General features: G+C 70.4%; 24 protein-coding genes and 1 pseudogene. 11 read left to right on the top strand and 14 right to left on the bottom strand.

Going from position 1 to position 26,556, the window contains the following annotated elements:
• The first annotated feature begins 67 nt into the window (after nt 1-67).
• On the top strand, nt 68-625 hold the full coding sequence (yjgA, locus tag E5843_RS05580; RefSeq protein WP_134673076.1) for a ribosome biogenesis factor YjgA: 558 nt from the start codon (nt 68-70) through the stop codon (nt 623-625).
• 89 nt (nt 626-714) lie between these two features.
• Here yjgA and tldD read toward each other — a convergent pair whose 3' ends face one another.
• The 5 genes and pseudogenes from tldD to E5843_RS05555 all read right to left on the bottom strand — a co-directional run bounded on the left by tldD (nt 715) and on the right by E5843_RS05555 (nt 8,282).
• Nucleotides 715-2,166, bottom strand: a complete 1,452-nt coding sequence (gene tldD / locus E5843_RS05575) for a metalloprotease TldD (protein ID WP_141065755.1) — start codon at nt 2,164-2,166, stop codon at nt 715-717.
• Nucleotides 2,167-2,245: 79 nt separating this feature from the next.
• Nucleotides 2,246-3,055, bottom strand: coding sequence for a YhdP family protein (locus tag E5843_RS05570; protein ID WP_244240843.1), 810 nt, complete (start codon nt 3,053-3,055; stop codon nt 2,246-2,248).
• A gap of 53 nt (nt 3,056-3,108) precedes the next feature.
• Nucleotides 3,109-6,090: pseudogene (locus tag E5843_RS14355) on the bottom strand (YhdP family protein); the annotation flags it as partial.
• Nucleotides 6,091-6,135: 45 nt separating this feature from the next.
• Entirely contained in the window at nt 6,136-7,650 is a 1,515-nt protein-coding gene (gene rng / locus E5843_RS05560) for a ribonuclease G (RefSeq protein ID WP_134673073.1), read from the bottom strand.
• A gap of 65 nt (nt 7,651-7,715) precedes the next feature.
• Nucleotides 7,716-8,282 carry a Maf family protein gene (locus tag E5843_RS05555; RefSeq protein WP_136412066.1) on the bottom strand — a complete coding sequence of 189 codons (567 nt, stop codon included), beginning with the start codon at nt 8,280-8,282 and terminating at the stop codon, nt 7,716-7,718.
• 119 nt (nt 8,283-8,401) lie between these two features.
• On the opposite strand from E5843_RS05555, the gene E5843_RS05550 reads away from it, so the two are divergent.
• Both E5843_RS05550 and E5843_RS05545 read left to right on the top strand, forming a co-directional pair.
• A complete protein-coding gene (locus tag E5843_RS05550) occupies nt 8,402-9,148 on the top strand; it encodes an SIMPL domain-containing protein (protein ID WP_136412065.1) in 747 nt (248 codons plus the stop codon).
• Nucleotides 9,149-9,158: 10 nt separating this feature from the next.
• Nucleotides 9,159-9,350, top strand: a complete 192-nt coding sequence (locus E5843_RS05545) for a hypothetical protein (RefSeq protein ID WP_136412064.1) — start codon at nt 9,159-9,161, stop codon at nt 9,348-9,350.
• Between the two features lie 134 nt (nt 9,351-9,484).
• Here the strand turns inward: E5843_RS05545 and rlmH are convergent, their stop codons facing one another.
• From rlmH to leuS, 6 genes are all read right to left on the bottom strand, one after another.
• Nucleotides 9,485-9,955, bottom strand: a complete 471-nt coding sequence (rlmH, locus tag E5843_RS05540) for a 23S rRNA (pseudouridine(1915)-N(3))-methyltransferase RlmH (RefSeq protein ID WP_141065754.1) — start codon at nt 9,953-9,955, stop codon at nt 9,485-9,487.
• A gap of 7 nt (nt 9,956-9,962) precedes the next feature.
• The gene (gene rsfS, locus E5843_RS05535) at nt 9,963-10,367 is read right to left on the bottom strand and encodes a ribosome silencing factor (RefSeq protein ID WP_134673068.1); all 405 of its coding nucleotides are present in this window, start codon (nt 10,365-10,367) and stop codon (nt 9,963-9,965) included.
• A 28-nt stretch (nt 10,368-10,395) separates the two neighbouring features.
• Nucleotides 10,396-11,088, bottom strand: a complete 693-nt coding sequence (gene nadD / locus E5843_RS05530; protein WP_244240842.1) for a nicotinate-nucleotide adenylyltransferase — start codon at nt 11,086-11,088, stop codon at nt 10,396-10,398.
• Nucleotides 11,089-11,226: 138 nt separating this feature from the next.
• Nucleotides 11,227-12,255, bottom strand: coding sequence for a DNA polymerase III subunit delta (gene holA / locus E5843_RS05525; RefSeq protein WP_136412062.1), 1,029 nt, complete (start codon nt 12,253-12,255; stop codon nt 11,227-11,229).
• Nucleotides 12,256-12,270: 15 nt separating this feature from the next.
• Complete coding sequence (locus tag E5843_RS05520; protein ID WP_136412061.1) at nt 12,271-12,768, bottom strand: LPS-assembly lipoprotein LptE; 498 nt, start codon at nt 12,766-12,768, stop codon at nt 12,271-12,273.
• Between the two features lie 45 nt (nt 12,769-12,813).
• A complete protein-coding gene (gene leuS / locus E5843_RS05515; protein WP_141065753.1) occupies nt 12,814-15,546 on the bottom strand; it encodes a leucine--tRNA ligase in 2,733 nt (910 codons plus the stop codon).
• 98 nt (nt 15,547-15,644) lie between these two features.
• Between leuS and E5843_RS05510 the strand changes: the two genes are divergently transcribed.
• The gene (locus E5843_RS05510) at nt 15,645-17,354 is read left to right on the top strand and encodes a sensor domain-containing diguanylate cyclase (protein WP_134673063.1); all 1,710 of its coding nucleotides are present in this window, start codon (nt 15,645-15,647) and stop codon (nt 17,352-17,354) included.
• Here the strand turns inward: E5843_RS05510 and E5843_RS05505 are convergent.
• On the bottom strand, nt 17,340-17,945 hold the full coding sequence (locus E5843_RS05505; RefSeq protein WP_166815908.1) for a DUF998 domain-containing protein: 606 nt from the start codon (nt 17,943-17,945) through the stop codon (nt 17,340-17,342). The genes E5843_RS05510 and E5843_RS05505 overlap by 15 nt on opposite strands.
• A gap of 94 nt (nt 17,946-18,039) precedes the next feature.
• Between E5843_RS05505 and trxA the strand changes: the two genes are divergently transcribed.
• From trxA to E5843_RS05485, 4 genes are all read left to right on the top strand, one after another.
• Nucleotides 18,040-18,897, top strand: a complete 858-nt coding sequence (trxA, locus tag E5843_RS05500; protein ID WP_141065752.1) for a thioredoxin — start codon at nt 18,040-18,042, stop codon at nt 18,895-18,897.
• An 86-nt stretch (nt 18,898-18,983) separates the two neighbouring features.
• On the top strand, nt 18,984-19,442 hold the full coding sequence (locus E5843_RS05495) for a DUF4442 domain-containing protein (RefSeq protein ID WP_136412058.1): 459 nt from the start codon (nt 18,984-18,986) through the stop codon (nt 19,440-19,442).
• 58 nt (nt 19,443-19,500) lie between these two features.
• On the top strand, nt 19,501-21,531 hold the full coding sequence (locus tag E5843_RS05490; protein ID WP_166815906.1) for a bifunctional serine/threonine-protein kinase/formylglycine-generating enzyme family protein: 2,031 nt from the start codon (nt 19,501-19,503) through the stop codon (nt 21,529-21,531).
• A 47-nt stretch (nt 21,532-21,578) separates the two neighbouring features.
• Nucleotides 21,579-22,274 carry a DUF502 domain-containing protein gene (locus E5843_RS05485; protein WP_134673058.1) on the top strand — a complete coding sequence of 232 codons (696 nt, stop codon included), beginning with the start codon at nt 21,579-21,581 and terminating at the stop codon, nt 22,272-22,274.
• Between the two features lie 89 nt (nt 22,275-22,363).
• On the opposite strand, the gene E5843_RS05480 is transcribed toward E5843_RS05485, so the two are convergent.
• Nucleotides 22,364-22,882, bottom strand: a complete 519-nt coding sequence (locus tag E5843_RS05480; RefSeq protein ID WP_141065750.1) for a hypothetical protein — start codon at nt 22,880-22,882, stop codon at nt 22,364-22,366.
• Nucleotides 22,883-22,898: 16 nt separating this feature from the next.
• The gene (dapA, locus tag E5843_RS05475) at nt 22,899-23,804 is read right to left on the bottom strand and encodes a 4-hydroxy-tetrahydrodipicolinate synthase (RefSeq protein WP_136412056.1); all 906 of its coding nucleotides are present in this window, start codon (nt 23,802-23,804) and stop codon (nt 22,899-22,901) included.
• A 161-nt stretch (nt 23,805-23,965) separates the two neighbouring features.
• Between dapA and E5843_RS05470 the strand changes: the two genes are divergently transcribed.
• The 3 genes from E5843_RS05470 to E5843_RS05460 all read left to right on the top strand — a co-directional run bounded on the left by E5843_RS05470 (nt 23,966) and on the right by E5843_RS05460 (nt 26,551).
• Nucleotides 23,966-24,532, top strand: coding sequence for a glycine cleavage system transcriptional repressor (locus tag E5843_RS05470; protein ID WP_129135539.1), 567 nt, complete (start codon nt 23,966-23,968; stop codon nt 24,530-24,532).
• A 32-nt stretch (nt 24,533-24,564) separates the two neighbouring features.
• Entirely contained in the window at nt 24,565-25,044 is a 480-nt protein-coding gene (locus E5843_RS05465; protein ID WP_136412055.1) for a peroxiredoxin, read from the top strand.
• Between the two features lie 106 nt (nt 25,045-25,150).
• Nucleotides 25,151-26,551, top strand: a complete 1,401-nt coding sequence (locus E5843_RS05460; RefSeq protein ID WP_136413041.1) for a PhoH family protein — start codon at nt 25,151-25,153, stop codon at nt 26,549-26,551.
• Nucleotides 26,552-26,556: the final 5 nt, after the last annotated feature.

Below are 26,556 nucleotides of genomic sequence, written 5' to 3'. Positions count from 1 at the left end.
TCCGCCGCGCCGCCGCGCCCGCGCGGGCGACCCGGGGACCACCCCCGCCCTGCACACAGGAACGACGATGCGCGGACGCGACGATGAAACCGGCGAATTCCTTTCGCCCAGCCGCAGCCAGCAACGGCGCGACGCGCTCGAGGTGCTGGAACTGGGCGAGCGACTGGTGGGCCTGACCCCGGCGCAGCTGGAAAAGCTGCCGCTGCCCGAGCACCTGCTGCCGCACATCCGCGATACGCAGCGCATCACCGCGCATATCGCGCGCAAGCGCCAGCTGGCCTACCTGGCCAAGCAGATGCGCCGCGAGGACGACGAAACGCTCGAAGCGATCCGCGATGCGATGGATGCCGGTGGCGAAGCATCGCGCCAGGAAACCGCGCTGCTGCATCGCGCCGAGACCTGGCGCGAGCGCCTGCTCGACGACGGCGACACCGCGCTGGCCGAGCTGCTGGCCGCGCATCCCGATGCCGACCGCCAGCAGCTGCGCACGCTGATCCGCAATGCCAGCCAGGAGCGCGCCAGGAACCGGCCGCCCCACGCCTACCGCGAACTGTTCCGGCTGCTGCGCGACGTGCTGGCTGCGGACATCGCAGGCGACGGAGAAGAGCCGCCAGCCGCGGAGTGACGCGGATGCATGTGGATCGGAGACGGCAAGGCTTTCGCCGATGCCCCGATCCATGTTGAACCGCGAAGATCCGCGGCAAAGCAGTCCGGTCACGCCTGGGTGCCGCCCACGGTGATCCCGTCGATCAGCAGCGAGGGCTGGCCCACGCCCACCGGTACGCTCTGCCCGTCCTTGCCGCATACACCGACGCCGTCGTCGAGCGCGAGGTCGTGGCCGATGCGGCTGACCTTGCGCATGGTCTCCGGGCCGTTGCCGATCAGCGTCGCGCCCTTCACCGGCGCGGTGATGCGGCCGTCCTCGATCAGGTAGGCCTCGGTGGCCGAGAACACGTACTTGCCGCTGGTGATGTCGACCTGGCCGCCGCCGAAGTTGACCGCGTACAGGCCCTTCTTCACCGAGCGGATCATGTCCTCCGGATCGTCCTGCCCGGCCAGCATGTAGGTGTTGGTCATCCGCGGCATCACCAGGTGCGCGAACGACTCGCGGCGGCCGTTGCCGGTCGGCGCCACGCCCATCAGCCGCGCGTTGTGGGTGTCCTGCATGTAGCCGGCGAGCACGCCGTCCTCGATCAGCGTGGTGCAGCGCGTCGGCGTGCCCTCGTCATCGACCTTGAGCGAGCCACGGCGGCCGTCCAGGGTGCCGTCGTCGACGATGGTCACGCCCGGCGCGGCCACGCGCTGGCCGATGCGCCCTGCGTAGGTGCTGGTGCCCTTGCGGTTGAAATCGCCCTCCAGGCCATGGCCGACCGCCTCGTGCAGCAGCACGCCCGGCCAGCCGTTGCCCAGCACCACCGGCATGACGCCGGCGGGCGCGTCGACCGCATCGAGGTTGACCAGTGCCTGCCGCAGCGCCTCGCGGGCGAAATGTTCGGGGCGCCCCTCGGCCAGCAGTTCCTCGTAGCCGTAGCGCCCGCCGTAGCCGGCATAACCGGATTCGCGCCGGCCGTCCTGCTCGACCAGCACCTGCACGTTGAGCCGCACCAGTGGCCGCACGTCGCCGGCGAGCACGCCGTCCGAGCGCGCCACCAGCATGGTGTCGACGGTGCCGGACAGGCTCACCATGACCTGCCGCACGCGCGGGTCGGCCGCACGCAGCAGGCGGTCGATGCGGCGCAGGGCCTCGACCTTGGCCGCGTTGTCGAGGCTGTCGACCGGGTCGAGCGCCGGATACAGCGGCGCACGGTCGCGCGCAGGCAACGCCACGCGCTGGGCTGCCACGGCGCGGCCGTCGCGCGAGATCGCGCGCGCCGAACCCGCCGCCGCCAGCAGCGCCTGTGCGTCGATGTCGTCGGAATAGGCGAAGCCGGTCTTCTCGCCGGAAATCGCGCGCACGCCCACGCCCTGTTCGATCGAGTGCGCACCGTCCTTGACGATGCCGTCCTCCATGCTCCAGCTCTCGCGCCGCGAATGCTGGAAGTAGAGGTCGCCGAAATCGACGCCGGGGCCCAGCAGGGCCGAGAACGCTCGGTCGAGCTGGTGGGTATCGAGGCCGGCCGGTGCAAGCAGGCGGGACTGGGCAAGTGCAATCGGGGATTCGGTCATCGCGAAAGGATGGGGGCGCAGGTACGCGGGGGCAACCGCGAAGATGGCCTTACCGTGTTCCAACCGGGCCGACGTGCGGCTACCGGTCCGACCGTTCCGCCTTGTCGGGCGCCGGCGTCGCCTCCGGCGTAGCGGCATTGGCGGCATTGGCGGCGCCGCCGCGCGCCGGTTCGCGTCGGATGACTTCGACCTCGGGATCGCTCCACGGCCCGGTGACGCGGTAGGTCGAGGCACCGATCTCGCCCAGCGGCCGGCGCAGCATCGACCCGGCCGCGGCTCCGACCGCCGCACCGATGGGGCCGCCGGCGAGGGCACCCACCGCGGTCAGCAGGTTGCCCGAGCGCGGGTGCACGTCGATGGTCTGGTCGTAGGTCTGCGCGCGCAGGTCCGCGCTTCCGGTGATATGGATCTCCGCGGCAGGCCCGTCCAGCGCGAGACCCTGCGCGCGCGCGCGGCCGTCGGCGAACCGCACCTCGCCGCCGATCCGGTTGAAGGCGAAACCGCGTTCGAAGAAATCGCGGAAATCCAGGGTGAGCCGACGCGGCAGTTCGGCCACGCTGAGCAGGCCCAGCACGCGCCCGGCGCCGGGCTCCACGTCGGCCAGCTGGCCGTCCTTGATCAGCAGCGACAGCTCGCCCTCCAGCGCCTCCACCCGGAAGCCGGTCGGGCTGCCGGGCCAGGTGGCATCGAAGTCGATGCGGCCGCTGCCGCCGCGCAGCCGTTCGCCCTGGCCGAGACCGGCCAGCAGCGCACCGTAATCGTTGCTGTCGATGTCGAGCTGCACCCGCGTGCGCTGGGCCGCGCCGCGGCCGCGCCACTCGCCGGTGGCGTCGATCGTCTGCCCCGGCGCGCGCACGCGCAGGCGTTCGAGCTGCAGCCCATCGGCCACCGGTTGCGTGCGCAGGCTGGCCTCGCCCAGCCGCGCGCGCTGCCGACGCGCAGGTCGGCGACGTCGATGTGCAGCGCGGGCAAGCGCGCGGGATCGGTGCTGTCGTCGGCCGGGGTGTCGTCGCGCGCGGACGTCGGCGCGCCCGGCGCCGGCGCCGTGCGTTGCCAGTGCACGCGCTCGAAGCGGCCCACCACCGGCCCCTGGCCGTCCGGCAGCTGCAGGGAACCGGCCAGTGCGGGGCCCTCGAAGCCGAGCGCGGTGCCGCCGGCCGCGGGCGCCGCACGGATCCGGGTGTCGGCAAAACTGCCGCCCATGAGGGTCAACCGGTCCACGGCCAGGTCGATCCGCCGCAGCGGCATGCCGCCACCGTCGCCGCCCCCGAGCAGACCCAGCCAGTCCATCACCGCGAATTCCGGCGTGCGCCCGCCGAGCACGACGCCCGATGCCGGTGGCGTGGTCGCGGCGGCGCCGCCGAGGGCGATCGCCAGCCCGGTCGCGTCGCCATCGACGCGCGCTCGCAGCGCCATCCTTTGGCCGAGCCGCACCGACAGTTCGTTGCGCTTCTCCAGCGGCAGCTCGACCCGCACTTCGGCCGGCAGCGCCGCACCCGCCGCCTTGGCCAGCGGTGCCGGCAGCTCGAAGCTGGTGCCGCGCAGGTCCGAACGCAGCACCAGCGTGGGCGGTGCATCGTTGCCGGCGCGCGGCACCTCCACGCCGACCGTCCACGCCGAGCGCCCGCGTGCCTGCGTGCGCATCCAGTCCAGCGCCTCGACCCGGTCGATCAGCGTGCCGATACCGACCACCGCGCCCAGCTCGCCCTCGAAGGCCAGCGCGGGATTACGCGCATGACCGTCGCCGGCGGCGATGCGCAGGTGTGCGGTGCGGCCGTCCATCTGCCCCTGCAGCGCCGGAGCGCCGAAGCCGTGCTGGTCATAGCGCAGGCGTCCACGCAGCTGGTCGAGCTGCAGGCCCCATTCCTGCTCGGCCACGCGCACGCCGTCGAATTCGACCGCGCCGTCGATGACCGGCGGTTCGCCGAAATCCAGCGCCATCGAGAAGCGCGCGCGCGCCGGGCCCGCGGCACGCAGCCCGCCCAGCGTCGGCGACAGGCCGGCATACAGCGGGGTCTGCCGCAGCATCGCGAACATCGCGGCGATGTCCCCGTTGGACTCCGCGCGCACCTGCAGCGGCGCGCGGCTGAAATCGGCGATGTCCGCCTCGAGTTGCGCCACCTCCACCCCGCCCAGTGCGGCGCGCCCGTGCAGGTCGAAGCCGTTGCCGACGAAGCGCACCCGGCCGTTGAGCTGTTCCGCCGCTGGCCAGTCCGGCTGGAACCGCACCTGCGCATCGACCAGTTCCGCTTCGGCATGGAACAGGCCCGGGGCGGCCTGGCCTGGCGCCGCACGGAACGGCCAGTCGTCGAGATCGCCGGACACCACCGCGCGGCCGTTGCGCACGCGCCCGCCCACCAGCGCGGCGTCGAGCCAGGCGATCGTCGCCTCCGACATCACGTGGTGCACCCAGAAGCGCCGTGCCACCGGGATCTCCGACTCGTCGACATCGGCGGCGATGTCGATCGTGGGTCGACCGCCACCCGGCGCGAACCCGAGCCCACCCCGCACGCGCGCGCCGTAGCCGTCGCCGGCGATCCGCAGGCCGGGCGTCTGCACCTGCCAGCCGTCGGCGCCGGGCCAGGCGGCGATGGCGCCATCGAGACTGAAGTCGTGCGGGTCGCGGAATCCGGCCGGCCAGTCCAGCCGCCAGCGTGTCGCGGGCTCGGGCTCGAACACCAGACCGTTCGCGTCGCCGCGCAGGCGCCCGCTCGCGCCCATCAGCCCGGGCCGCTCGCCGATCGGCGCGAAGCCGGCGGCCTCGATCCTTGCGTGCAGGCGCAGGCGCCGGTCGGAGTCGCGCACCAGCGCGACGTCGTGCAGGACAGCGCGCGGAGCCGCCTCGCGCAGCCAGCTGCGCAGTGCCGGCGACAGGCGGTCCGACAGCGGCAGCAGCGCCAGCAGCGGACCCGCATCGATGCGATCCGCGGCAAACGCCAGCACCGGGCCGGAGCCCAGCACCGCCCCGTCCAGCGACTGGCTCGCACCGTTCGCGGCCAGCCGAAGGCGGCCGGCGTCCAGCCGCCAGCCGGCATCGGTGGCCTGCCAGTGGACGTCGGCGTCGAGCTGTTCGAACCGCGCCTCGTCGCTTTCGCCGGAGACCGCCTGCAGGGCGACATCCTCGAGTTCCGCACGCGCGCGCACCGCCACCACGCGGCGTCCGGCCAGCGTCGCCCAGGCACCGGCGTCGCCATGGCCATCGACCACCGCCACCCCGGCGTAACGCAGCAGCGGCGACCAGCCATCGAGATCGGCGCGGGTGATCCCCAGCCAGGCGCGGCCGTTGCCGGTGCCGCGCGCCAGGTCCAGCACCGCCCGCACCGGGGCATCTGCTTCCACCCGCCAGGCATTCGCCGCCGCGCGCACGCGGTCACCGGACACGCGCAGGCGCAGGTCGATCCGCGGCACGTGGGTATGGATGCCCAGACCCGGCGCGACGATGTCCAAGCTGCCGTCGTGCAGCACGACCTCGCCGATCCGTTCGAGCGCGGCAAACGGATCGCTGTCGCTGGCGGCCTGCCCCGGAAGACCCTGCACATGCCAGCTGCCGTCGTCGTGGCGTTCCAGCTGCAGGTGCAGGTCGCGCAGGCGCAGTTCGGTCAGCGACCGCCCCGGCAGCCAGCCGGTGTAGGGCGTCACCAGGATTTCCGCGGCACCGATTTCCACCGGCGCGTCGGTTTCGCCGATGCGCAACCCGGTGACCTGCAGCAGCGGCCCGCGCCGGGTCCAGCTGGTCTCGAGCGAATCGAACGCCACCGGCCGCCCGGCGCGCTCGCCCAGCCAGGCGGCGACGCGGTCCGGATGGCGCTCGGCCAGCGGCAGCAGCAGCTGCGATGCAATGCCGCCGGCCACTGCCAGCAGCACCAGCAACAGCGCCAGCAGGTACCAGACCCAGGCCCCGGCGCGGCGTGCGTGTCGGCGCATGGGGGTCACGCAGTGGACTGGCGGGCGATCCCGCCAGGGCGTGCTTCAGAGCAGGACGACATCGAACTGTTCCTGCAGGTACTGCTCGTCGGCCTGGAAGCGGATGCTCTTGCCGAGGAATTCCTCGAGCTCGGCCACCGCGGTGGATTCCTCGTCGGTGATGCGCGCCACCACCTTCGGCGATGCGATCACCAGCAGGCGCGCGGATTCGAACTGGCGCACCGCGCGCACGATCTCGCGGAACACCTCGTAGGTCACCGTTTCGGTGGTCTTGAGCATGCCGCGGCCACCGCAGGTCTGGCAGGTCTCGGACAGCTGCCGCTCGAGGCTGTCGACGGTGCGCTTGCGCGTCATCTCCACCAGCCCCAGCGGCGAGAAATCGTACACGGTGGTCTTGGCGTGGTCGCGCAGCAGCGACTTCTCCAGCGTGCGCAGCACCTGCCGGCGGTGCTCCGGATCCACCATGTCGATGAAGTCGATGATGATGATCCCGCCCAGGTTGCGCAGGCGCAGCTGGCGCGCCACCGCCTGCGCGGCTTCCAGGTTGGTGCGGTAGACGGTTTCCTCGAGGTTGCGCTGACCGAGGAAGGAGCCCGTGTTGACGTCGACCGTGGTCATCGCCTCGGTCTGGTCGATGACCAGGTAACCGCCCGACTTCAGCGGCACCTGCTTGTCGAGCGCGCGCTGGATCTCGTCCTCGACGCCGTACAGGTCGAAGATCGGCCGCGCCCCGGCGTAATGCTCGATCCGTTCGGCCAGCGGTCCGCCTGCACCGTCCGCCAGCGCGGGCATGTACTGGGCGGCGAATGCGCGCACCCGTTCGTAGGTTTCGCGCGAGTCCACGCGCACCTTGTCGACGTCGCGGCGCATCAGGTCGCGTACCGCGCGCATCGGCAGGGTCAGGTCCTCGTAGACGCAGGTGCCCACGCGTGCCGACGCCCCGGCCTCGCCGACCAGCGCCCACGCCCGCGCGAGATAGGTGATGTCGTCGGCCAGCGCCTCTTCGCCCTGCCCTTCGGCGTTGGTGCGCACGATGTAGCCGTGGGCGCCGGCGCTCTGGGCGAGGTCCGACACCAGGGTCTTCAATCGCCGGCGCTCGCCGTCGTCCTCGATCCGCGCGGAAATCCCGACCACGCTCGACTGCGGCAGCAGCACCAGGTAGCGCGACGGAATGCTGATCTGGGTGGTCACGCGCGCACCCTTGGTGCCGATCGGCTCCTTGACCACCTGCACCACCACGTCCTGGCCATCGCGCAGCAGTTCCGCGATCGGCGGCACCGTGGCCGGCACCGGCAGCGCCCCGGCCTCGGCGTCCATCTCCGGCGCCGGCAGCGAGCGCATCACGTCGCTGGCATGCAGGAACGCCGCGCGCTCGAGGCCGATGTCGACGAACGCCGCCTGCATGCCCGGCATCACCCGCTGCACGCGGCCCTTGTAGATGTTGCCGACCACGCCGCGGCTGGCACCTCGCTCGATGTGCAGCTCCTGCAGCATGCCGTTCTCGACCACCGCCACGCGGGTCTCGCGCGGGGTGACGTTGACCAGGATTTCCTCCGACATACCGACCTATCCCTTGGCAGACGCGCGTGCGCGTAACCCGACGATCATCGCAGTTCCGCCGCCCCTCATCGCATCAGCCCGGCAGCGCGCAGCAACTGCGCCGTCGCATGCAGTGGCAGGCCCATCACTCCCGAGTAGCTGCCGGCGAGATGGGTGACGAAGCGTTCCGCGCCGCCCTGGATCGCGTAGGCGCCGGCCTTGCCCATCGGTTCGCCGGTGGCGACATAGGCGGCGATGGCAGGGTCGTCGAGGTCATCGAAGGTGACCGTGGTCGCCACCAGCACCTCGCGGGTGCCGGCCGCGCTGCGCAGGGCCACCGCCGTCAGCACCTCGTGGGTCTGCCCGGCCAGGCTGCGCAGCATCGCGGCCGCGTCGTCGGCATCCACGGGCTTGCCGTAGACGCGATCGTCGAGCACCACCTCGGTATCGGAGGCCAGCACCGCGGAGGTCCCGTCGGGCGCCACGGCCCAGCCCGCGTCGGCCTTGTCGCGGGCGACCCGGCGCACATAGGCCTCCGGCGTTTCACCGGGCGCGCGTACTTCGGGAATGTCGATGTCCAGGACCGCGAACGGGACGCCCAGACGCCCCAGCAACTCGCGGCGCCGGGGCGATTTGGAGGCAAGCAGCAGCATGTCGACAGGATACCCGCGCGGTCGCAGCGCACCCCGGACGCGCGACCTTCAACCCCATTCAGGCTCACGGCCCGTTCACTGGAGCGGCTCGACCCTCTCGCCACATCCTGGAGACTCCAATGACCTTTCGCCCGCTCGCCGCCGCCCTGGTGGCAGCCCTCGCCCTCGGAACCCTGGCGACCAGCATGCCCAGCCACGCCCAGACCCCCTCCGGCCCGGCCGCGCCGCAGATCGCCAGCGACAGCACCCTGCTGTCGGTCAGCGCCCGCGCCGAGGCCAGCCGCGCGCCCGACGTGGCGACCCTCTCCGCCGGCGTGGTCACCAACGCCGCCGACGCCAATGCCGCGTTGCGCGCGAATGCCGAGCAGATGAACCGGCTCATGCAGGCCATCCGCGCCGCCGGCATCCAGGAGCGCGACGTGCAGACCTCCGGTCTCAACATCCACCCGCAGTACCGCCACTCGGAAAACGAAGCGCCCGTCATCACCGGCTACCAGGCCAGCAACACGGTGAACCTGAAGTTGCGCGACGTCGGGCGCCTGGGCCAGGTGCTCGATGCACTGGTCGCCAGCGGCGCCAACCAGGTCAACGGCCCGAGCTTCGAGATCGACCAGCCGGAAGCCGTCTACGACGAGGCGCGCCGCAAGGCGCTGGATCTCGCCCGCCAGCGCGCGGAAATGTACGCATCCGCGCTCGACCTGCGAGTGCGGCGGATCGTCAGCATCAGCGAGGGCGGCGGCTTCGTGCAGCCGATGCCAATGATGCGCATGGCCGCGATGGACGCGCGGGCGGAAAGCAGCCCGGTTTCGCCAGGCGAAACCACCCTGTCCGCGTCGCTGGACGTGGTGTTCGAACTCGGACGCTGAAGGAGGCGCCATGACCCCCGACATCCCCCGCAAGGACACTCCCGCCGGCAACGATGCGGACAAGTCCGGCTATGCCGAACGCACTCCGCGCGATGGCGACGACGCCCGCAACGTGGGCGTCCCGTACCGGCGCGATCCCGACCACGGCGGCCTCGATCGCAAACCGGAAGACTCCCCGGACACGGCGGCGGACGAAGGCTGAGCTGCGGTTCGCGGCTCGGGCGACCCGGTGACCCGGGCCCGGATGCGGCCTTCGGCTGTGTCCGGGCCACGCCCGTTAGCCCGGTTGAGTGACACCCGGTCCACCACTGCGAATCTCCCGGCCGCGGTACGCGGTCAGGCGCGGTGGTACGGGTGGTTCGCCAGCATCGCGGCGGCACGGTAGAGCTGCTCCGCGGCGACCAGCCGCACCAGCATGTGCGGCAGGGTCAGCGGCCCCAGCGACCAGCGCTCATCGGCGCGCGCCAGCACATCGGGAGCATGGCCCTCCGGCCCGCCGATCAGCACCGCGAGGTCGCGGCCCTGCCCGCGCCAGTATTCGAGGCGCCGGGCCAGCTCTTCCGAGGAGTGCGCGCGCCCTTCGACATCCAGCGCCACGACATGCGCCTGCCGGGGCAGTGTCGCCAGCACCCGTGCGCCTTCATCCTGGCGCGCACGCACCGCATCGCGGCCCTTGCCACGCAGGCCGGGCTCGATCTCGACAAGATCCAGCGGCAGCCAGTACGACAGCCGCTTGCGGTATTCGGCGAACCCCTCGGCCACCCATCCCGGTGCGCGCTCGCCAACGGCGACCAGACGCGCCTTCACTTCGGAATCAGCGTGCGGGCGCGCCGGTGTCGGGTGGCTGGTCGCCGACCGTCCACAGACGCTCGATGGCGTAGAACTCGCGCACGCGCGGCAGCATGACGTGCACGACCACGTCGCCGAGGTCGACCAGCACCCACTCGGCCTCGCGCTCGCCTTCCACGCCCAGGGGCTGGACGTCGAGCTTCTTGGCGAAGCGGACCACCTCGTCGGCGATGGATTTGACGTGGCGGCTGGAGGTGCCGGAGGCGACCACCATGTAGTCGCAGACGCTCGACTTGCCGCGAACGTCGAGTTCGACGACGTCGCGCGCCTTCAGTTCTTCGGTGGCCGCGCGCACCTGCTCGAGCAGGACATCGACGGACGGCGGCGGGACGGGAAGACGGGTCTTGATGACTTGAGCGGGGCTGGACAAAGCGGTGGACTCTTGGATTTGCGGCGGATTATAGCGGCGCACCGGCGTCGGCACCGTGTGCATACAGGCCGTCGGTCGTGATCCGTGCAGCCACCGCCGCCGGCACCTTCGCCTGCCACGGCTGGCCGGTGGCGATCCGGCGGCGGATCTCCGTCGCCGATTCGGGGCTCAGCGGCTGGCGCAGGCGCAGCACGCGACCGCCAGGCGCGGTCTGCAGGTCCGCGGGATCATCGGTCCAGCGGCCAGCGAGCTGCTCCGCCAGGGCGGCCGGCAGATCGCGGTCGAGGGGATCGCCGGCGCGCTCGGCGACGACGAAATGGGCAAGCGTCGGCAGTGCCTGCCAGTCCTTCCACCCGGGCAGGCCGCGGAAACCGTCGGCACCCAGCAGCAACGCCACCGGTCGCCGCGGTGCCACGTCGCGCAGGGCGCGCAGGGTGTCGACGGTCCAGCTGCGGCCCGCGCGATGCAGTTCACGGCGGTCGACCCGGAGCCCCGGTTCACCCGCGACCGCAAGGTCGAGCAGTGCGGCGCGGGTCACGGCATCGGCGCCGGGAGCGGCGCGGTGCGGCGGGTCGGCGGCCGGCATCAGGTGCACCGGTACGCCAAGCACGTCGCGGGCGACCCGTGCCACGGCGAGGTGGCCGTTGTGGACCGGATCGAAGGTGCCACCGTAGAGCACCAGCAGCCCGTCGTCGTCGGTCATGGCGCTGTCGTCATCCATGGTCGAGGTGGGCCCGCGGATCACGGGAAAGCAGGCGAATCTGCAGCGTCCACTGGCGATCGGCGGTCATCGGCGATATCCGCGGCACACGATGACGTGCATCCCGCGGGGAAGCGACTGCGGCGGAGCCGCACGTCGTCACCCCATCACGCGCGCGGCGCGGGTTTCGGCGACCGCCACCAGCAGGCGTTCCAGCGCCTGCCAGGCGTCACCGGGCGCCCGTCCCTTGGCGATGCGGTCGATGCGTCCGGCGGCGGCGAGGAACTGCTCCCAGCGTGGTGCCGGATGACGCTGCAGCGCACGGGTATACACCGCCTGCTTCGAATCCCAGACCCGCTGCGCGCGGAATTCCGCCGCCAGGTTGCCGCCACGCGCCTGCACCCGTGCCAGCGCCGCCGCGCGTTGCAGTTCCATCACCACCATGCCCATCAGTGCGGGGACGGCCTCGCCCTCGGCACGCAGCCCGGCGAGCATGCGCACCGCCTGCGCGGCCTGGCCGGACAGCGCCGCATCCACCAGGCGGAACACGTCGAAGCGCGCGGCATCGGCTACCAGGTCTTCCATCCGCGCGGTGTCCAGCGTCGCGCCCTCGGCCAGCAGGGCGAGCTTGTCGATCTCCTGGGCGGCCGCCAGCAGGTTGCCTTCGACCCGGTCCGCCAGCCGCTGCACCGCATCGCGGTCCGCGCTGACGCCGCGGCTGCGCAAGCGACGCTCGATCCAGTCCGGCATCTCGTGCGGCTTCACGCCCCAGGCCACCGCGATCTGGCCCACGCGGCCGATGGCCTCGCTCCACTTGCCACCGTGCTGGCGGCTCCATTCGCCGCCGGTCACCAGCAGCAGGATGTCGTCGGGTGGCGCGTCGCAGAACGCGGTGATCGCTGCCGCGCCGTCCTTGCCAGGCTTGGCGGTCGGCAGGCGGATCTCGATCACCCGCCGTGCAGCGAACAGGCTGGGCGCACGCAGGGTGGCTTCGAGCGCGTTCCAGTCGATGTCGCGGCCTTCGGGCTCGAACACCTCGCGCTCGGCATAGCCCTGCTCGCGCGCGCGGGTGCGCACCGCGTCGGCAGCCTCGAGCACGCGCAACGTTTCCGGGCCGGCGATCAGGTAGACCGGGCGCAGCGGTCCCTGCCCGAGCTGGGCGACGAGACGTTCCGGGGTCAGCTCCATTGCGCTCGCCCAGCCCTACGGCTGCCGCGAGGCCCCGTCGATGCGGCGCACGATCGAGGCGACCATCTCGCGGCGCATCTCGCGGCCGAGGAGCTCGCGCTCGCTCTCGGTACCGATCAACTCGCTCGGGCTCGAGGTGTAGTCGCGTGCCAGTTCGACCGCCTGCTGCGGCACCAGGTCGGCACCGTCGGCGCGGCGCAGGCGGAACACCACTGCGTAGCGCAGCGAGTATTCCTGTGCACGACCGAACTGGTCGACCGACAGCGGCGTCTCCGCCCAGCGCTCGGAGAGCACGTTGAGCGTCGCCACGTCGGCAGTGGTCGCGGGCACGATGTCGGCGCCCGCCTGGCGCAGCGCCAGCTCGAGGCCATCGCGCAGCGGACTGAACGGATCCTGCGTGACCACCCGCACCGCGCCCAGATCGGGCGGCAGGGTGAGCGCGCTGCGCAGATGGAAGCCACAGGCACCGAGCAGCAGGGTCGAAAGCAGGACGAGCGGGAGGAGTCTGCGCATGGCCGAAGTCTGGGGGAGGCGGGGATCGCGGGGCAAGCCGGGCGGTCAGCCGGCGACGATGTTCACGATCTTGCCGGGGACGATGATGATCTTGCGCACCTGCATGCCCTCGAGGAAACGCGCGACGCCCGGATCGTCCAGCGCCGCGGCCTCGATCGCCGGCCGCTCGGCATCCACCGCGACATCGATCGTGCCGCGCAGCTTGCCGTTGACCTGCACGGCGAGCCTGAGCGCATCGCGCGCCAGCGCCTGCGGGTCGACCGTGGGGAACCCGTGGTCCTCCAGCAACGTCTGCGGATGGCCGAGCAGCTGCCACAGCGCATGGCTCGCGTGCGGGGTGATCGGATTGAGCATCAGCACCATCGCCTCGAACACCTCCTGCCGCAGCGCACGCGCGCCGTCACCGTCCTCGGTGAACTTCGCCACGTGGTTCAGCAACTCCATCACCGCGGCGATCGCGGTATTGAAGTTGAGGCGGCGACCGTAGTCGTCGCCGACCTTCTGGATGGTCTCGTGCAGCTGCCGGCGCAGGGTCTTCTGCGCCGGGGTGAGCTGCGATGCATCGAGCGAGGGTGCGGCGCCGGCGGCGGCATGGCGCTCCACCTGGCTCCACAACCGGCGCAGGAAACGCGACATGCCCTCGACGCCGGCCTCGTTCCACTCCAGCGACAGCGTGGGCGGCGCGGCGAACATCGAGAACAGCCTCACGGTATCGGCGCCGTAGCGGTCCACCATCGCGCGCGGGTCGACGCCATTGTTCTTCGACTTCGACATCTTCTCGACGCCGCCGATCGACACCGGTCGGCCATCGGCCTTCAGGTGCGCACCGGTGATGCGACCACGCTCGTCGCGCTCCACGTCCACGTCGGCGGGGTTGATCCAGTCCTTGGAACCGTCGGCGTTGTCGCGGTAGTAGGTCTCGGCGATGACCATGCCCTGGGTGAGCAGGTTCACCGCGGGCTCGTCGCTGTCCACCAGGCCCTGGTCGCGCAGCAGCTTGTGGTAGAAGCGGAAATACAGCAGGTGCAGGATCGCGTGCTCGACGCCGCCGATGTACTGGTCGACCGGCGTCCAGTACTTCGCCCGCGCGTCGACCATGTCCGCCGCGCCCGGCGAGGTGTAGCGGGCGTAGTACCAGCTCGACTCCATGAAGGTGTCGAAGGTGTCGGTCTCGCGCTCGGCCGCGGCGCCGCACTGCGGGCACGTGGTCCGGCGCCATTCCGGATCGGATTTGATCGGCGACTGCACGCCACTGAACGCGACGTCCTCGGGCAGCACCACCGGCAGCTGGTCCTCCGGCACCGGCACCGCGCCGCAGGCCTGGCAATAGACCACCGGGATCGGGCAGCCCCAGTAGCGCTGGCGGCTCACGCCCCAGTCGCGCAGGCGGAAGTTGACCTTGCGCCGGCCGGTGCCCGTCGCTTCGAGGCGCGCAGCCAGCGCATCGAATGCGGCGTCGTAATCCATCCCGTTGAATTCACCGGAATTGATCAGGGTTCCGCGTTCGGTATACGCACCCTGCTGCTCGATGGCATCGAGATACTCGCGCACCACCCGCACCGCGACCGAGGTGTCGTAGGCATCGACCGAACCACCCGCCAGCGCGGCCTGGAACGGATCGGCATCGTGGGCAACGTCGCCCACCACCTCGTCCAGTGCGTCGCGCACCGACGCGGGCACGATCACCGGGCGCACCGGCAGGCCGTAGGACTTGGCGAATTCCCAGTCACGCTGGTCGTGCGCCGGCACCGCCATCACCGCACCGGTGCCGTAGCCCATCAGCACGAAATTGGCCACGTAGATCGGCAGGTCCTCGCCGGTGACCGGGTGGATCGCCCATTGCCCGGTCGCCATGCCGCGCTTTTCCTGGGTCTCGATCTCGGCCTCGGACACGCCGCCACGCTTGAGGTCGGCGATGAACGCCGCAAGCTCCGGATTCGCCGCCGCGGCCTTCTGCGCCAGCGGGTGCTCGCCGGCGATCGAAATGAAGGTCACGCCCATCAGCGTGTCCGGCCGCGTGGTGTAGACCATCAGCGGCTCCGGCTCGCCATCGACGCGGAAGCCGATCTCGAGCCCTTCGCTGCGGCCGATCCAGTTGCGCTGCATCGTCTTGACCGAATCCGGCCAGCCCGGCAACGCATCCAGGCCGTCGAGCAGTTCCTGCGCGTAGTCGGTGATCCTGAGGAACCACTGCGGGATCTCGCGCTTCTCCACCAGCGCGCCCGAACGCCAGCCACGACCGTCGACCACCTGCTCGTTGGCGAGCACGGTCTGGTCGACCGGGTCCCAGTTCACCACCGCATTGCGGCGATAGGCGAGGCCTTTCTTCATCAGCCGCACGAACATGCGCTGTTCGTGCACGTAGTAGTCCGGCTGGCAGGTGGCGAACTCACGCGACCAGTCGAGCGCGTAGCCCAGCGACTTCAGCTGGCCGCGCATGTGCTCGATGTTGGCGTAGGTCCACTTCGCCGGCGCGGTGCTGTTCCTGATCGCGGCGTTCTCCGCCGGCAGGCCGAAGGCATCCCAGCCCATCGGCTGCAGCACGTTCTTTCCGGTCATGCGCTGGTAGCGGCTGATGACGTCGCCGATCGTGTAGTTGCGCACATGGCCCATGTGCAGCGCGCCCGACGGGTACGGCAGCATCGACAGGCAGTAGTACTTCGGCCGGCTGTCGTCCTCGCGCACCTCGAAGGCCCGGGTGCTGTCCCAGTACTGCTGGGCAGCGGCTTCAACGGCCGCGGGATCGTACGGGTGGGACTCGGACTGGGCTTCGGACACGGCGGAGTGGGCGTCTGCAGGGGGGTCGGCAAGCCTACCCTACGCCCCGGTGCACTGCCACGAAGCGGCGCGGGCCGGCACCCCGATAGACTGTGACCATGTCCGCGCCCTCATCCCGCACCCGCCGCCTGCGCATCCCCGCCGTGGTGATCGCGCTGGTGTTGCTGCTGGGCGCCGGCATCGCCTCGGTGATGGGCGTGCGCAGTTTCCAGGCGGCCAACCGTTCGCTTGAGCACAGTTACCGGGTGATCAATCTGATCGAGGCCACCGATGCAGCAGTGCGTGCGGCCGAGGCAAATGCGCGCGGCTTCCGCAACACGAACCTCATCGAGTTCCGCCCCGGGTTCTTCGAGGCCGTGGGCCGCGCCACCCGCCTTACCGAGCAGCTGGCGCAGCTGACTGCGGACCACCCGCAGCAGCAGGCCCGTGCACGCACGCTGGGCGAGGCCATTGCCACGCACCTGGTGGCTTTGCAAGTGTTGCTCGACATCAACGCCATCGAGGCGACCGATGCCGAGGTGCGACGCAGGAACGCGAGCACGAACCTGCGTCGGGTCGCCGAGATCAACGCCCTCAGCCAGGAAATGCTGGCGGTGGAACAGATGCTGCTGCAGAAGCGCCGCCAGCGCAGCGAGCGCGAGGCCAGCACGCTGGTCCTCTTCATCGTGCTGGCGATGACCATTGCCCTGGTGCTGCTGGGCCTGCTGCTGGCGGGCCTGGCGCGCGAGAACAAGCGCAGCCGCCAGCTGGAACGCGAGGCAAGGCACGCAGTGTCCGAGCTGCAGGGCGCGCTGGTGCTGCGCGACACGCTGGCGGAGCAGCGGCGCGCCCAGAGCGTCTATGCCGGCCTGCTGCAGAGTTGCCAGAGCCGCGACGAGCTGGTGTTGCTGACCATGCGCACGATGCAGGACCTGGTACCGGGATCGAGTGGTCGTTGTTACCTCTCGAAGAGCTCGCAGAACTTCCTTGAAAGCGCGGGCAGCTTCGGCGACCGCGTGATCAGCAGCAGCGACGTGATCATGCACGAGCAGTGCTGGGCCCTGCGCCGCGGCCAGCCGCATTACACCCGCGGCCGCAGCGGCGGGCTGCGCTGTGCGCATATCGACGATGACACCCCGGTCGACGGCATTTCCAGTCTTTGCGTGCCATTGGTGGCGCAGGGCTCGTCACTGGGTCTGCTGCATATCAGCGGCCGCACCAGCGATGCGGTCGAGGACAACGACGCGGGCATCATCATGTCCATCGCCGAACAGATGGGCATGGCGATCGCCAACCTGCAGTTGCGCGAAACACTGCGCCTGCAGTCGATCCGCGATCCGCTGACCGGCCTCTTCAACCGCCGTTACCTCGAGGAGAACCTGGTCCGCGAGATGCTGCGCTGCGAACGGCGACGCCTGCCGCTGTCGCTGATGATGCTCGACGTCGACCATTTCAAGCGCTTCAACGACCAGCACGGCCACGCCGCGGGTGACGCAGTGCTGGCGCACGTGGGTCGCGTCCTGCAGTCACTGGTACGCGCCGAGGACCTTGCCTGCCGTTACGGTGGCGAGGAATTCACCATCGTGCTGCCGGAAACCGGCGCCGAGGCCGCCATCCAGCGCGGCCTGGAGATCTGCCGGGCGATGTCGTCGCTGACGATCCGCCACATGGACAGGATGCTCGGACCGATCACCGTGTCCATCGGCATCGCCACGGCCCCCCATGACAGCGCGGACCCCGGCCTGCTGCTGGAAATCGCCGACGCCGCGCTTTATCGCGCCAAGGCCGAAGGCCGCGACCGCGTCCTGCACACCTCAGCGCAGGCCTGATCCGCGCCATTCGCGGACCGCCCAGCCGAGCCATCCGCCGAACCAGACCAGCGCCGCCAGTCGCTGGCTCAACCCCGCCGGCCAGGGCCAGTACGGCAACAGCGCCAGCAGCACCAGCAACACGGCGGTGACTGCGTCCGCCCAGCGCCCGCGACGCTCCTGCATCGCCAGCAGCACCAGGCCACTGGCTGCAGCCAGCCACCAGCACATCCATGCGGCGGCGTGCAGCTGGCCATTGCGACCGTCGAGTTCGCGCAGATCGAGCGCGAATATCCCCTGCGCTGCCCAGGCGATGCCCGCCAGCAACAACAGGCGGGCGCCGATCCGGGCACCCCACCCCGCCGTGCCCGGCAGCGCGTTGTAGCGCCAGCAGGCCAGCAGGCACGCCAGCCCCCCCGGCAGCACGAACACCAGTGCGTTGTAGGCAGCTGCGCGCGGCACGCCGTCCGCACCGGGCAGGGCCAGCGGGTGGCCGGTGTGCGACAGCCCCGGCCACCACAGCGTGCCGGCAGCGGCGGTCACCACCATCAGCATCAGTGCCGCGCCTGCGCAGGCAAGCGGCAGCCATCCAGGCGAAGAACGGGCAGGCATGCGAAGCACCAGTGGTATGGGAAAAGCCGGTGACACTTGGATTCGGTCACGGGCGACACCATTGTCTCCAGCTCGGATCGCCAGGAACAGTCGCATGACCGCACAGCCCGCCCACGTGTTCGATGCCACCGCCGCCAACTTCGAGACCGAGGTCCTGCAGAAGTCGATGGAAGTGCCCGTGCTGCTCGATTTCTGGGCGGAATGGTGCGGCCCGTGCAAGACGCTCGGACCGGTGCTGGAGAAGCTGGCAGCCGAATACGCCGGTGCGTTCGTGCTGGCGAAGGTGGATGTGGACCGCGAACAGCAGATCGCCGCCGCCTTCCAGATCCGTTCCGTGCCGACGGTGTTCCTGCTGGTGGGTGGACAGCCCGTCGATGGCTTCCCGGGTGCGGTACCCGAAGGCCAGCTGCGCGAGTTCCTCGCCCGCCACGGGATCCAGCCGGCGCCTGCCGTCGAGGAAGCAGTAGAGGACGCCCCGCTCGATCCTGCCGCCGAAGTCGCCCGCCTGCGCGCAGCGGTGTCCGCGGAACCCGACAAGGACGAACTGCGCCTCGACCTCGTGCTGGCACTGCTGCGCACCGGCGAGGCCGATGAAGCCGAGCGCCTGCTCGATGCGCTGCCCGCAAACCTGGCGACCGATGACCGCAGCGTGCAGGCGCGCGCACGCCTGGGCTTCGCCGCACTGCTGAAGGGAGCGCCGTCGCGCGGCGAACTCGAACAGGCCATCGCCGCTGATCCCGCCGACCTGGGTGCGCGTCACCTGCTCGGCGTGCGCGGGATTGTCGAGGGCGATCCCGAAGCCGGCCTGCAGCAGTTCATCGAAATGCTGCGCCAGAACCGCGATTACGAGGATGGCCTCCCGCGACGCAGCCTGATCGACGCCTTCCGGGTCGTCGAGGACGCGGAACTGGTCAGCCGCTACCGCCGCCGCATGGCATCGCTGCTGTTCTGAGCGGCGGACCGGCGCAATACCCGGCGCCGGGACAACCGTACCTTCGCGTATGGCAGAATGCCGGGCCCGTTTCCCGGCATGACGCAATGACGGCTGATCGCCTTCGCCTGTTGATGAACCTGTGGCCGCCGTTCCTGTGTACGGGGATCCGCGTCGAGCACATCGATCGCGACTGGCGCAGTGCTCGGGTGGCGCTGCGCATGCGGCCATGGAACCGCAATTACGTCGGTACCCACTTCGGTGGCAGCCTGTTCGCGATGACCGACCCGTTCTGGATGCTGCTGGTCAAGGAATCGATCGGCCGCGACCACTACGTCTGGGACCGCGCGGGCGACATCGAGTTCCTGAAGCCGGGCCGTGGCACCGTGCGCGCCGGCTTCGTGCTCGACGATGCGACGCTGGCCACCATGCATGCGCAAACCGCCGACGGCGGCAAGTACCTGCACTGGTTCGACACCGATGTCGTCGACGACGAGGGTGACGTGGTGGCGCGGGTGCGCAAGCAGATCTACGTGCGCCGCAAGAAGGACCGTCGGCACGGCTGACGTGATTCACCACGACCGCGGCCGGCGTGGCTATGCTGCACGCCTGACAGGGGGCGGCATGCAGGACCGGACCACATCCCACGACGCGGCAACGCCATTGCCGGAGATCGCCGGCTACCGCGTGCTGCGCCGGATCGCCGACGGCGGCATGTCCACCGTGTACCTCGCACGGCAGGAATCGCTGGGCCGCGACGTGGCGATCAAGGTGATGCGCCCGGAAGCGCTGGGCGACGAAGTCAGCCGCCGCCGCTTCGAGAACGAGGCGCGCACGATCGGCCGCCTCGACCATCCGCACATCGTCGGCATCCACCAGATCGGCCGCACCGCCGACGACCGCCCGTTCTTCGTGATGCCGCACATGACGCGCGGCCACCTCGGCCAACGCGAACTCGCCGGCGACGAGACGCGCATCCGCGAGATCCTGCGCGCGTTGCTGGCGGCATTGACCTATGCGCATGCGCGCGGGGTGATCCACCGCGACGTCAAGGCCGAGAACGTACTGTTCGACGAGGCCGACCGCCCGCTGCTGGCGGATTTCGGCATCGCCCTGCGCCGCGGTTATGGCAGCCGCGTGACCAGCGCCGGGCTTGCCCTCGGCAGCACCGCCTACATGGCGCCCGAGCAGGCCCGCGGGGAAGAGGTCGACCATCGTGCCGACCTCTACGCACTGGGCGTGCTGACCTGGGAGATGCTCACCGGCCGGCTGCCGTTCGAGGCACAGGACGCGTTGTCGATGGCGGTCATGCACGCGCAGGATCCGATCCCGCGGCTGCCCCCGCACCTGCGCCACTGGCAGACGTTCATCGACCGTTCGATGGCGAAGTATCCGCTCAAGCGCTTCCACGACGCGGCGGACATGCTGCACGCGCTCGAGCGCCTGCCGCAGGGGCCGCAGCGCAGCTTTTCGCCGCGTGACGCCGCCGCTGCCGGCATGGCACGCATGCGCGAACTGCCGCGCGGGGCGTGGATCGTGCTGGGCCTGCTGCTGGCGGCCGGGCTGGGCTTCGGTATGCGCCATGGCGACGACGCGGCGCGTGGGTTCTTCCGCGCCGGAACGCCATCGCAGCCGGGTGCCATCGCCGACGGTGGCATACCGATGATCGGGAATCCCGACGATGCACTGCTGCGTGCGGCACCCGAGTCGGAAGCCAGCACCCTGGTGGAGGACGCGCGGCGCCAGCTGCAGCAGCGCCGCCTGGTGTCGCCCGCCGGCGACAACGCCTACGACAGCCTGGTCGCGGTGGCGGGCATCGCGCCGGACCATCTCGACCTGCCGCAGTTGTCGGCGCAGCTCGCGCGCGCGCTTGCCGCCGATGCCGCGGATGCGGTGAAAAACGGCAACGACGCCGCGGCACGCCGCCAGCTCGAACGCATCGCGTCGCTGGCGCAGGCCACCGGCCTCGGCGACGAGGACCTCGCCGTCGAACTGCGGCGCGACTTCGCCACCGCGCTCGCGACGCGCATCGAGGCCGCCGCCCGGCGTTTCGATCGTGATACCGCCCGCAAGGCGGTGGCCCTGGCAGAGGCCGCATCGCTGGACGCCACCACCCGCGAGCGCCTACGCCGCCAGGCGGAAGCGGTGCCCGCGGTGGGCGCGGTGCTGACGGGTGATCCGGCGCGGATGACCGTGGTGCGCAGTGGCGATGGCGCCTATGCGCTCACGCGCCGCCATATCAGCCGCAGTGACTACACGCGCTTTGCCGAGGCCACCGGTCGCCCCGCCGCGCTGTGCCGCGAGCGCGCCTCGGTGCTGCGGGTGATCGCGCGCCGCGACTGGACCGACCCCGGCTTCGAACAGGGCAATGCCGATCCGGTGGTCTGCGTGTCGTGGGACGACGCGCAGGCATTCGCGCAATGGCTCGGCGCGCGCAACGGCCACCGCTACCGCCTGCCCACCGCCGTTGAAGCGTCCGGCAGCGCCGCCAGCGGGGGCTCGCGCGCCGTGGCGGAATGGCTGCTCGACTGCGAAGGCGACTGCGCACGTCGCCACGTGCGTGGCAGCAGCTGGCGCCGCGACGAGAGCGGCGGCGCACGCGACGGCAAACGCGGTTACGACGACGTCGGGTTCCGCCTGGTGCGCGAACCCTGAGTCATTGCGACATCGGTGCGGGCGTGCCGAACCGCTAGAATTCACCCATGTCCGAACCCCTTCCGTTCCACCGCCGCCTGCAGCGGATGTTCATTGCCGGCCTGCTCACCCTGTTGCCGATCTGGTTGACCTGGGTGGTGGTGAAATTCGTGTTCGTGCTGTTGAGCGACATCAGCCTGCCGTGGGTGGCACCGGTGTCGACGCGCATCGCCGCGTGGTTCCCCGACGAGGCCGGCTGGGCGAACGGGCTGTGGGTGCAGAACGCGATCGCGCTGCTGGCCACCTTGCTGGCGATCCTGGTCGTGGGCTGGCTGACCCGTCGCGTGATCGGACAGAGCCTGCTGCGCGGATTCGAGCGTTTCGTGGTCCGGGTGCCGCTGGCCGGCATCATCTACGGCAGCTCGCGCAAGCTGCTCGACATCCTGCAGACCAAGCCCGGCACCACCCAGCGCGTGGTGCTCATCGACTTCCCCCACGACCAGATGAAATCGATCGGCCTGGTCACCCGGGTGATGCGCGAGCAGGGCACCGGACGTGAACTCGCGGCCGTGTACGTGCCGACCACGCCCAACCCGACTTCCGGCTATCTCGAAGTGGTGCCGGTGGAAAAGCTCACGCCCACCGACTGGACGGTCGACCAGGCGATGAGCTTCATCATCTCCGGCGGCGCATCGGCGCCCGACACGATCCCGTTCTCGGCACCGGCTGCGGCCGCGGCAGCGCCGACCACCGACGCTTCTTGAGCCGCAGGCCACACGCGCTGCGGCCCAATGCAGAACGGGCGCCGAAGCGCCCGTTGCAGGTGATCACATGCCCCGGCCTTACGCCGCGATCACTGGCCCATGCCGGCGCGCAGCCGTGCGATCAGCTGGCTCGGCGCATCGCCGGACGCCGGCACGCCGCGCGGGTCCACCGCGGAGATGTAGGCGCCCTCGCCCGTCATCGCCACGCGCACGAGGAAGCTCGTGTCCTGGTAGTTGATGTCGTACGTGCCCAGCAGCTGCGCGCTGCTGGCGATGGTGACGCCGTCGATGGTGTTCAGCACTTCACCGACGCGGGTGAAGATCTGGTCGCGCTCGCCGGTGACGCTGAAACCGGTGGCGCTGGCCACGGGCGCACGCTGGGTGCCGATCTCGGAGCGGCTGACCGACTGCGTCGCGTCCGGCACCACCATCGCGCCATCGGTACGCGGACGATCGAGTTCCGGCGGCACTTCCAGCGGGCGGGTTTCCGGGGCCTGCGCGTACATCGCGTTTTCCTTGCGGAACCAGCTGCAACCGGAAGTGCCCAGTACCGCGATGGCCAGGCCGGCGAGAACGGCGGTACGAAGGCGGGAATCGGAACGGGACATCGGGGTCTCCTGCAGGTCAGGGCGCGAGTGTATCGCGGCTGGAGCGTTCCAGCGCCTGCGCGAGCTCGAGGGCGCGATCGGCGGCGGCCGCGTGCGTGGCCGACAGCGTGGTCAGCGGCAGGCGCAGGCCGTGGCCGATGCCCATCCGCGCCAGTACGGCCTTGACCGGGATCGGGTTGGGCTCGATACCAGCGAAGTCGTACAGCGCCTGCAACTGCTCATCGAGCGCCTGCGCCTGCACCTGATCGCCGCCGGTGGCCAGGTCGCACAGGCGGCGGAACGTCGCCGGCACGATGTTCGACACCACCGAGATCACGCCGTCGGCACCGGCGAGCATCGCCCGCGCGGCCGTGGGGTCGTCGCCGCTCAGCACCACGAATCCCTCGCCGCGCAGCGCCAGCAGCGCCTGCATGCGTTCGGGCTCGGACCGCGCTTCCTTGATGCCGAGGATGGCCGGATGTCCGGCGAGTGCGGCCACCGTCTCCGGCAGCAGGTCGCAGCCGGTGCGTGGCGGCACGTTGTAGAGCAGCACCGGCAGTGCGCCATCGTCGGCGACCGCGCCGTAATGGGCGAGCAGGCCGGCCTGGGTGGGCCGCACATAGGGCGGCGTCACCACCAGGGCGGCGTCGGCACCCAGGTCGGCAGCGCGACGGGTCTGCTCGATCGTGCGTGCGGTGGCGGAGTTTCCGGTGCCGACGATCACCGGCACGCGGCCGGCAACCACCTGCACGGCGGTACGCACCAGCAGGTCGAACTCCGGGTGATAGAGCGCCGCGGCCTCGCCGGTGGAACCGGCGACCACGAGTCCGCGGGTGCCGCCGTCGAGCTGCTGCGCCAGCAGCCGGTTCCAGGCATCGAGGTCGAGTTCACCGGTGGCGGTGAACGGCGTCGCCAGCGCGGTGATGCTGCCAGACAGTCGCACGGTGTGGTGATCCGGTTGAAGCGGGCAAACCCGCGGAAAATGGCGGCATTGCGCCGCGAAGACCGGCGATGTTACTTGCGGCCCGGAAGCAGCGGCAAGTATGCTGGCCGCGGCATCCGGAGCTTTCCGGATCGCCCCACCCGACTGTCGCGGATGCCGCCTTGACCGATCCAGATCCCGCTTCCCGGCCTGCGCCGAACGAGAACCACCTGCTGATCAACGCCTACACGACGCATCCGAACTCGCCGCTGCTCGCGGTGAGCCGGCGGATCGCCGACAGCGGCTGCAACATGGTCGACGCACGCCTGTCCACCGTCGGCCGCGACGTGTCGGTCACCGCGCTGGCCACGGGTTCGTGGGATGCGGTGGCCAAGCTCGAGGCGATGCTGTCGCGGCTGGATCGCGACGAGGGCCTGAAGCTGGTGTGGTACCGCACCGGCCCGAAGCCGATGCAGTCCAACCTGCTGCCGTACGTGGTCGAGGTCATCGCGGCCGACAAGCCGGGCATCCTGTTCCAGCTGGCGGACTTCTTCGACCGCCAGGGCATCACCATCGAAAGCCTGCATTCCTCGCGCTATCGCGCGATGCAGACCGGTGCGGACATGTTCTCCGCCCAGGTCACCATCGGCGTGCCCGCGGACATGCACATCGCCGCGCTGCGCGATGACTTCCTCGAGTTCTGCGACCATCTGAACCTGGACGCGATCATGGACCCGATGAAGTTCTGACCGGCGGCATGGCCACGCTTGACGGAAACGGAATGAACCCAGGCGACACGCTCGACCGTGCCACCCTCGACCTGCCGTTGGCACTGTCCGGCGGCGCGCAGGCGACCCTCGGCGATTACGCCGGTCGCTGGCTGGTGATCTATTTCTATCCGAAGGATTCGACGCCCGGCTGCACCACCGAAGGCCTCGACTTCAACGCGCTGCTGCCGGAGTTCGAGGCGCTGGGCGCGAGCATCCTCGGCGTGTCGCGCGATTCGGTGAAGTCGCACGACAACTTCTGCGCGAAGCAGGACTTCCGCTTCGCCCTGGTCAGCGATGCCGACGAAGTGCTGTGTCGCGCGTTCGACGTCATCCGCGAGAAGAACATGTACGGGCGCAAGGTGCTCGGCATCGAGCGCAGCACGTTCCTGATCGATCCCGACGGGCGCATCCGCGAGGCCTGGCGCAAGGTGCGCGTGCCCGGCCATGCACAGGCCGTGCTGGACGCCCTGCAGGCGGCCCGCGCCCAGTGATTCCCCACGCATCGGCCACGTGTCGCCGCCCCGCCCAGCGGGCCGTGGCGGCCTGCGGCTGCGCGCGCTCCACACCCTTCCTCCCACACGGACACCGTCGATGATGATGACCAAGGGCAAGCGGATCTACGTGCTCGACACCAACGTGCTGATGCACGACCCGACGGCGCTGTTCCGCTTCGAGGAACATGATGTCTACCTGCCGATGCAGGTCATCGAGGAACTCGACAACGGCAAGAAGGGCACCTCCGAAGCCAGCCGCAACGCACGCCAGGTCAGCCGCTTCATCAACGAGCTGATCGAGGACCAGGGCGCCGGGCACATCGCGACCGGCCTCACCCTCAACCGTCCGGGCGCGGTGCAGCTGCGCGGGGTGGCCAGTACCGGCTGCCTGCGCTTCCAGACCACGGTGCCGAGCGAAGACAAGGCCTCGTTCGGCGCGGTGGCGCCCGACAACCGCATCCTGGGCGCGATCCTCGCGCTGCGCCGCGAATCGCCGGACATCCCGGTGGTGTTCATCTCCAAGGACATCAACCTGCGGATCAAGGCGGCGATCGCCGGGATCCCCAGCGAGGATTACGAGAACGACCGCGCGCTCGATGATTTCAGCCTGCTCTACACCGGTGCCACCGCACTGCACGAGGACTTCTGGGAGCGCTCCGGCAAGGACCTGAAGTCGTGGACCGATCGCGGCCGCACCTTCTACGAGGTGCGCGTGGGCGGGGATGACGACTGGCACCCCAACCAGTTCCTCTATCTCCCCGGCGACGAGGATGCGGAGTTCCGCGTTGCCCGCGTGGAGGGCGATCGCGCCGTGCTGCAGATCGTCGACGACTTCCGCACCCCGCAGCATTCGGTGTGGGGAATCTCGGCACGCAACCGCGAACAGAACTTCGCGCTCAACGCGCTGATGGATCCGGAGATCGACTTCGTCACCCTGCTCGGCACCGCCGGCACCGGCAAGACGCTGCTGGCGCTGGCCGCGGGGCTTGCGCAGGTGATGGACCAGCAGCGTTACCGCGAGATCATCATGACCCGCGCCACGGTCAGCGTCGGCGAGGACATCGGCTTCCTGCCCGGCACCGAGGAGGAAAAGATGACGCCGTGGATGGGCGCGCTGACCGACAACCTGGAGGTGCTCACCCACAACCAGGAAGGCGGCAGCTGGGGCCGGCAGGCGACCAACGACCTGCTCGCCAGCCGCATCAAGATCCGCTCGATGAACTTCATGCGCGGGCGCACCTTCCTGTCGCGCTGGCTGATCCTCGACGAGGCGCAGAACCTGACGCCCAAGCAGATGAAGACGCTGATCACCCGCGCCGGCCCGGGCACCAAGATCGTCTGCCTGGGCAACGTCGAACAGATCGACACGCCCTACCTCACCGAAACGACGTCCGGCCTCACCTATGCGGTGGACCGCTTCAAGGCCTGGGCGCACAGCGCGCACATCACCCTGCGCCGTGGCGAACGTTCGCGGCTGGCGGATTACGCGTCCGAAGTCCTGTAGGCCGC

Source organism: Luteimonas yindakuii (assembly GCF_004803715.2).
GTDB lineage: Bacteria > Pseudomonadota > Gammaproteobacteria > Xanthomonadales > Xanthomonadaceae > Luteimonas > Luteimonas yindakuii.
The sequence above is the reverse complement of the archived record's forward strand: the minus strand, read 5'-3'. Positions and strand labels throughout refer to the sequence as shown.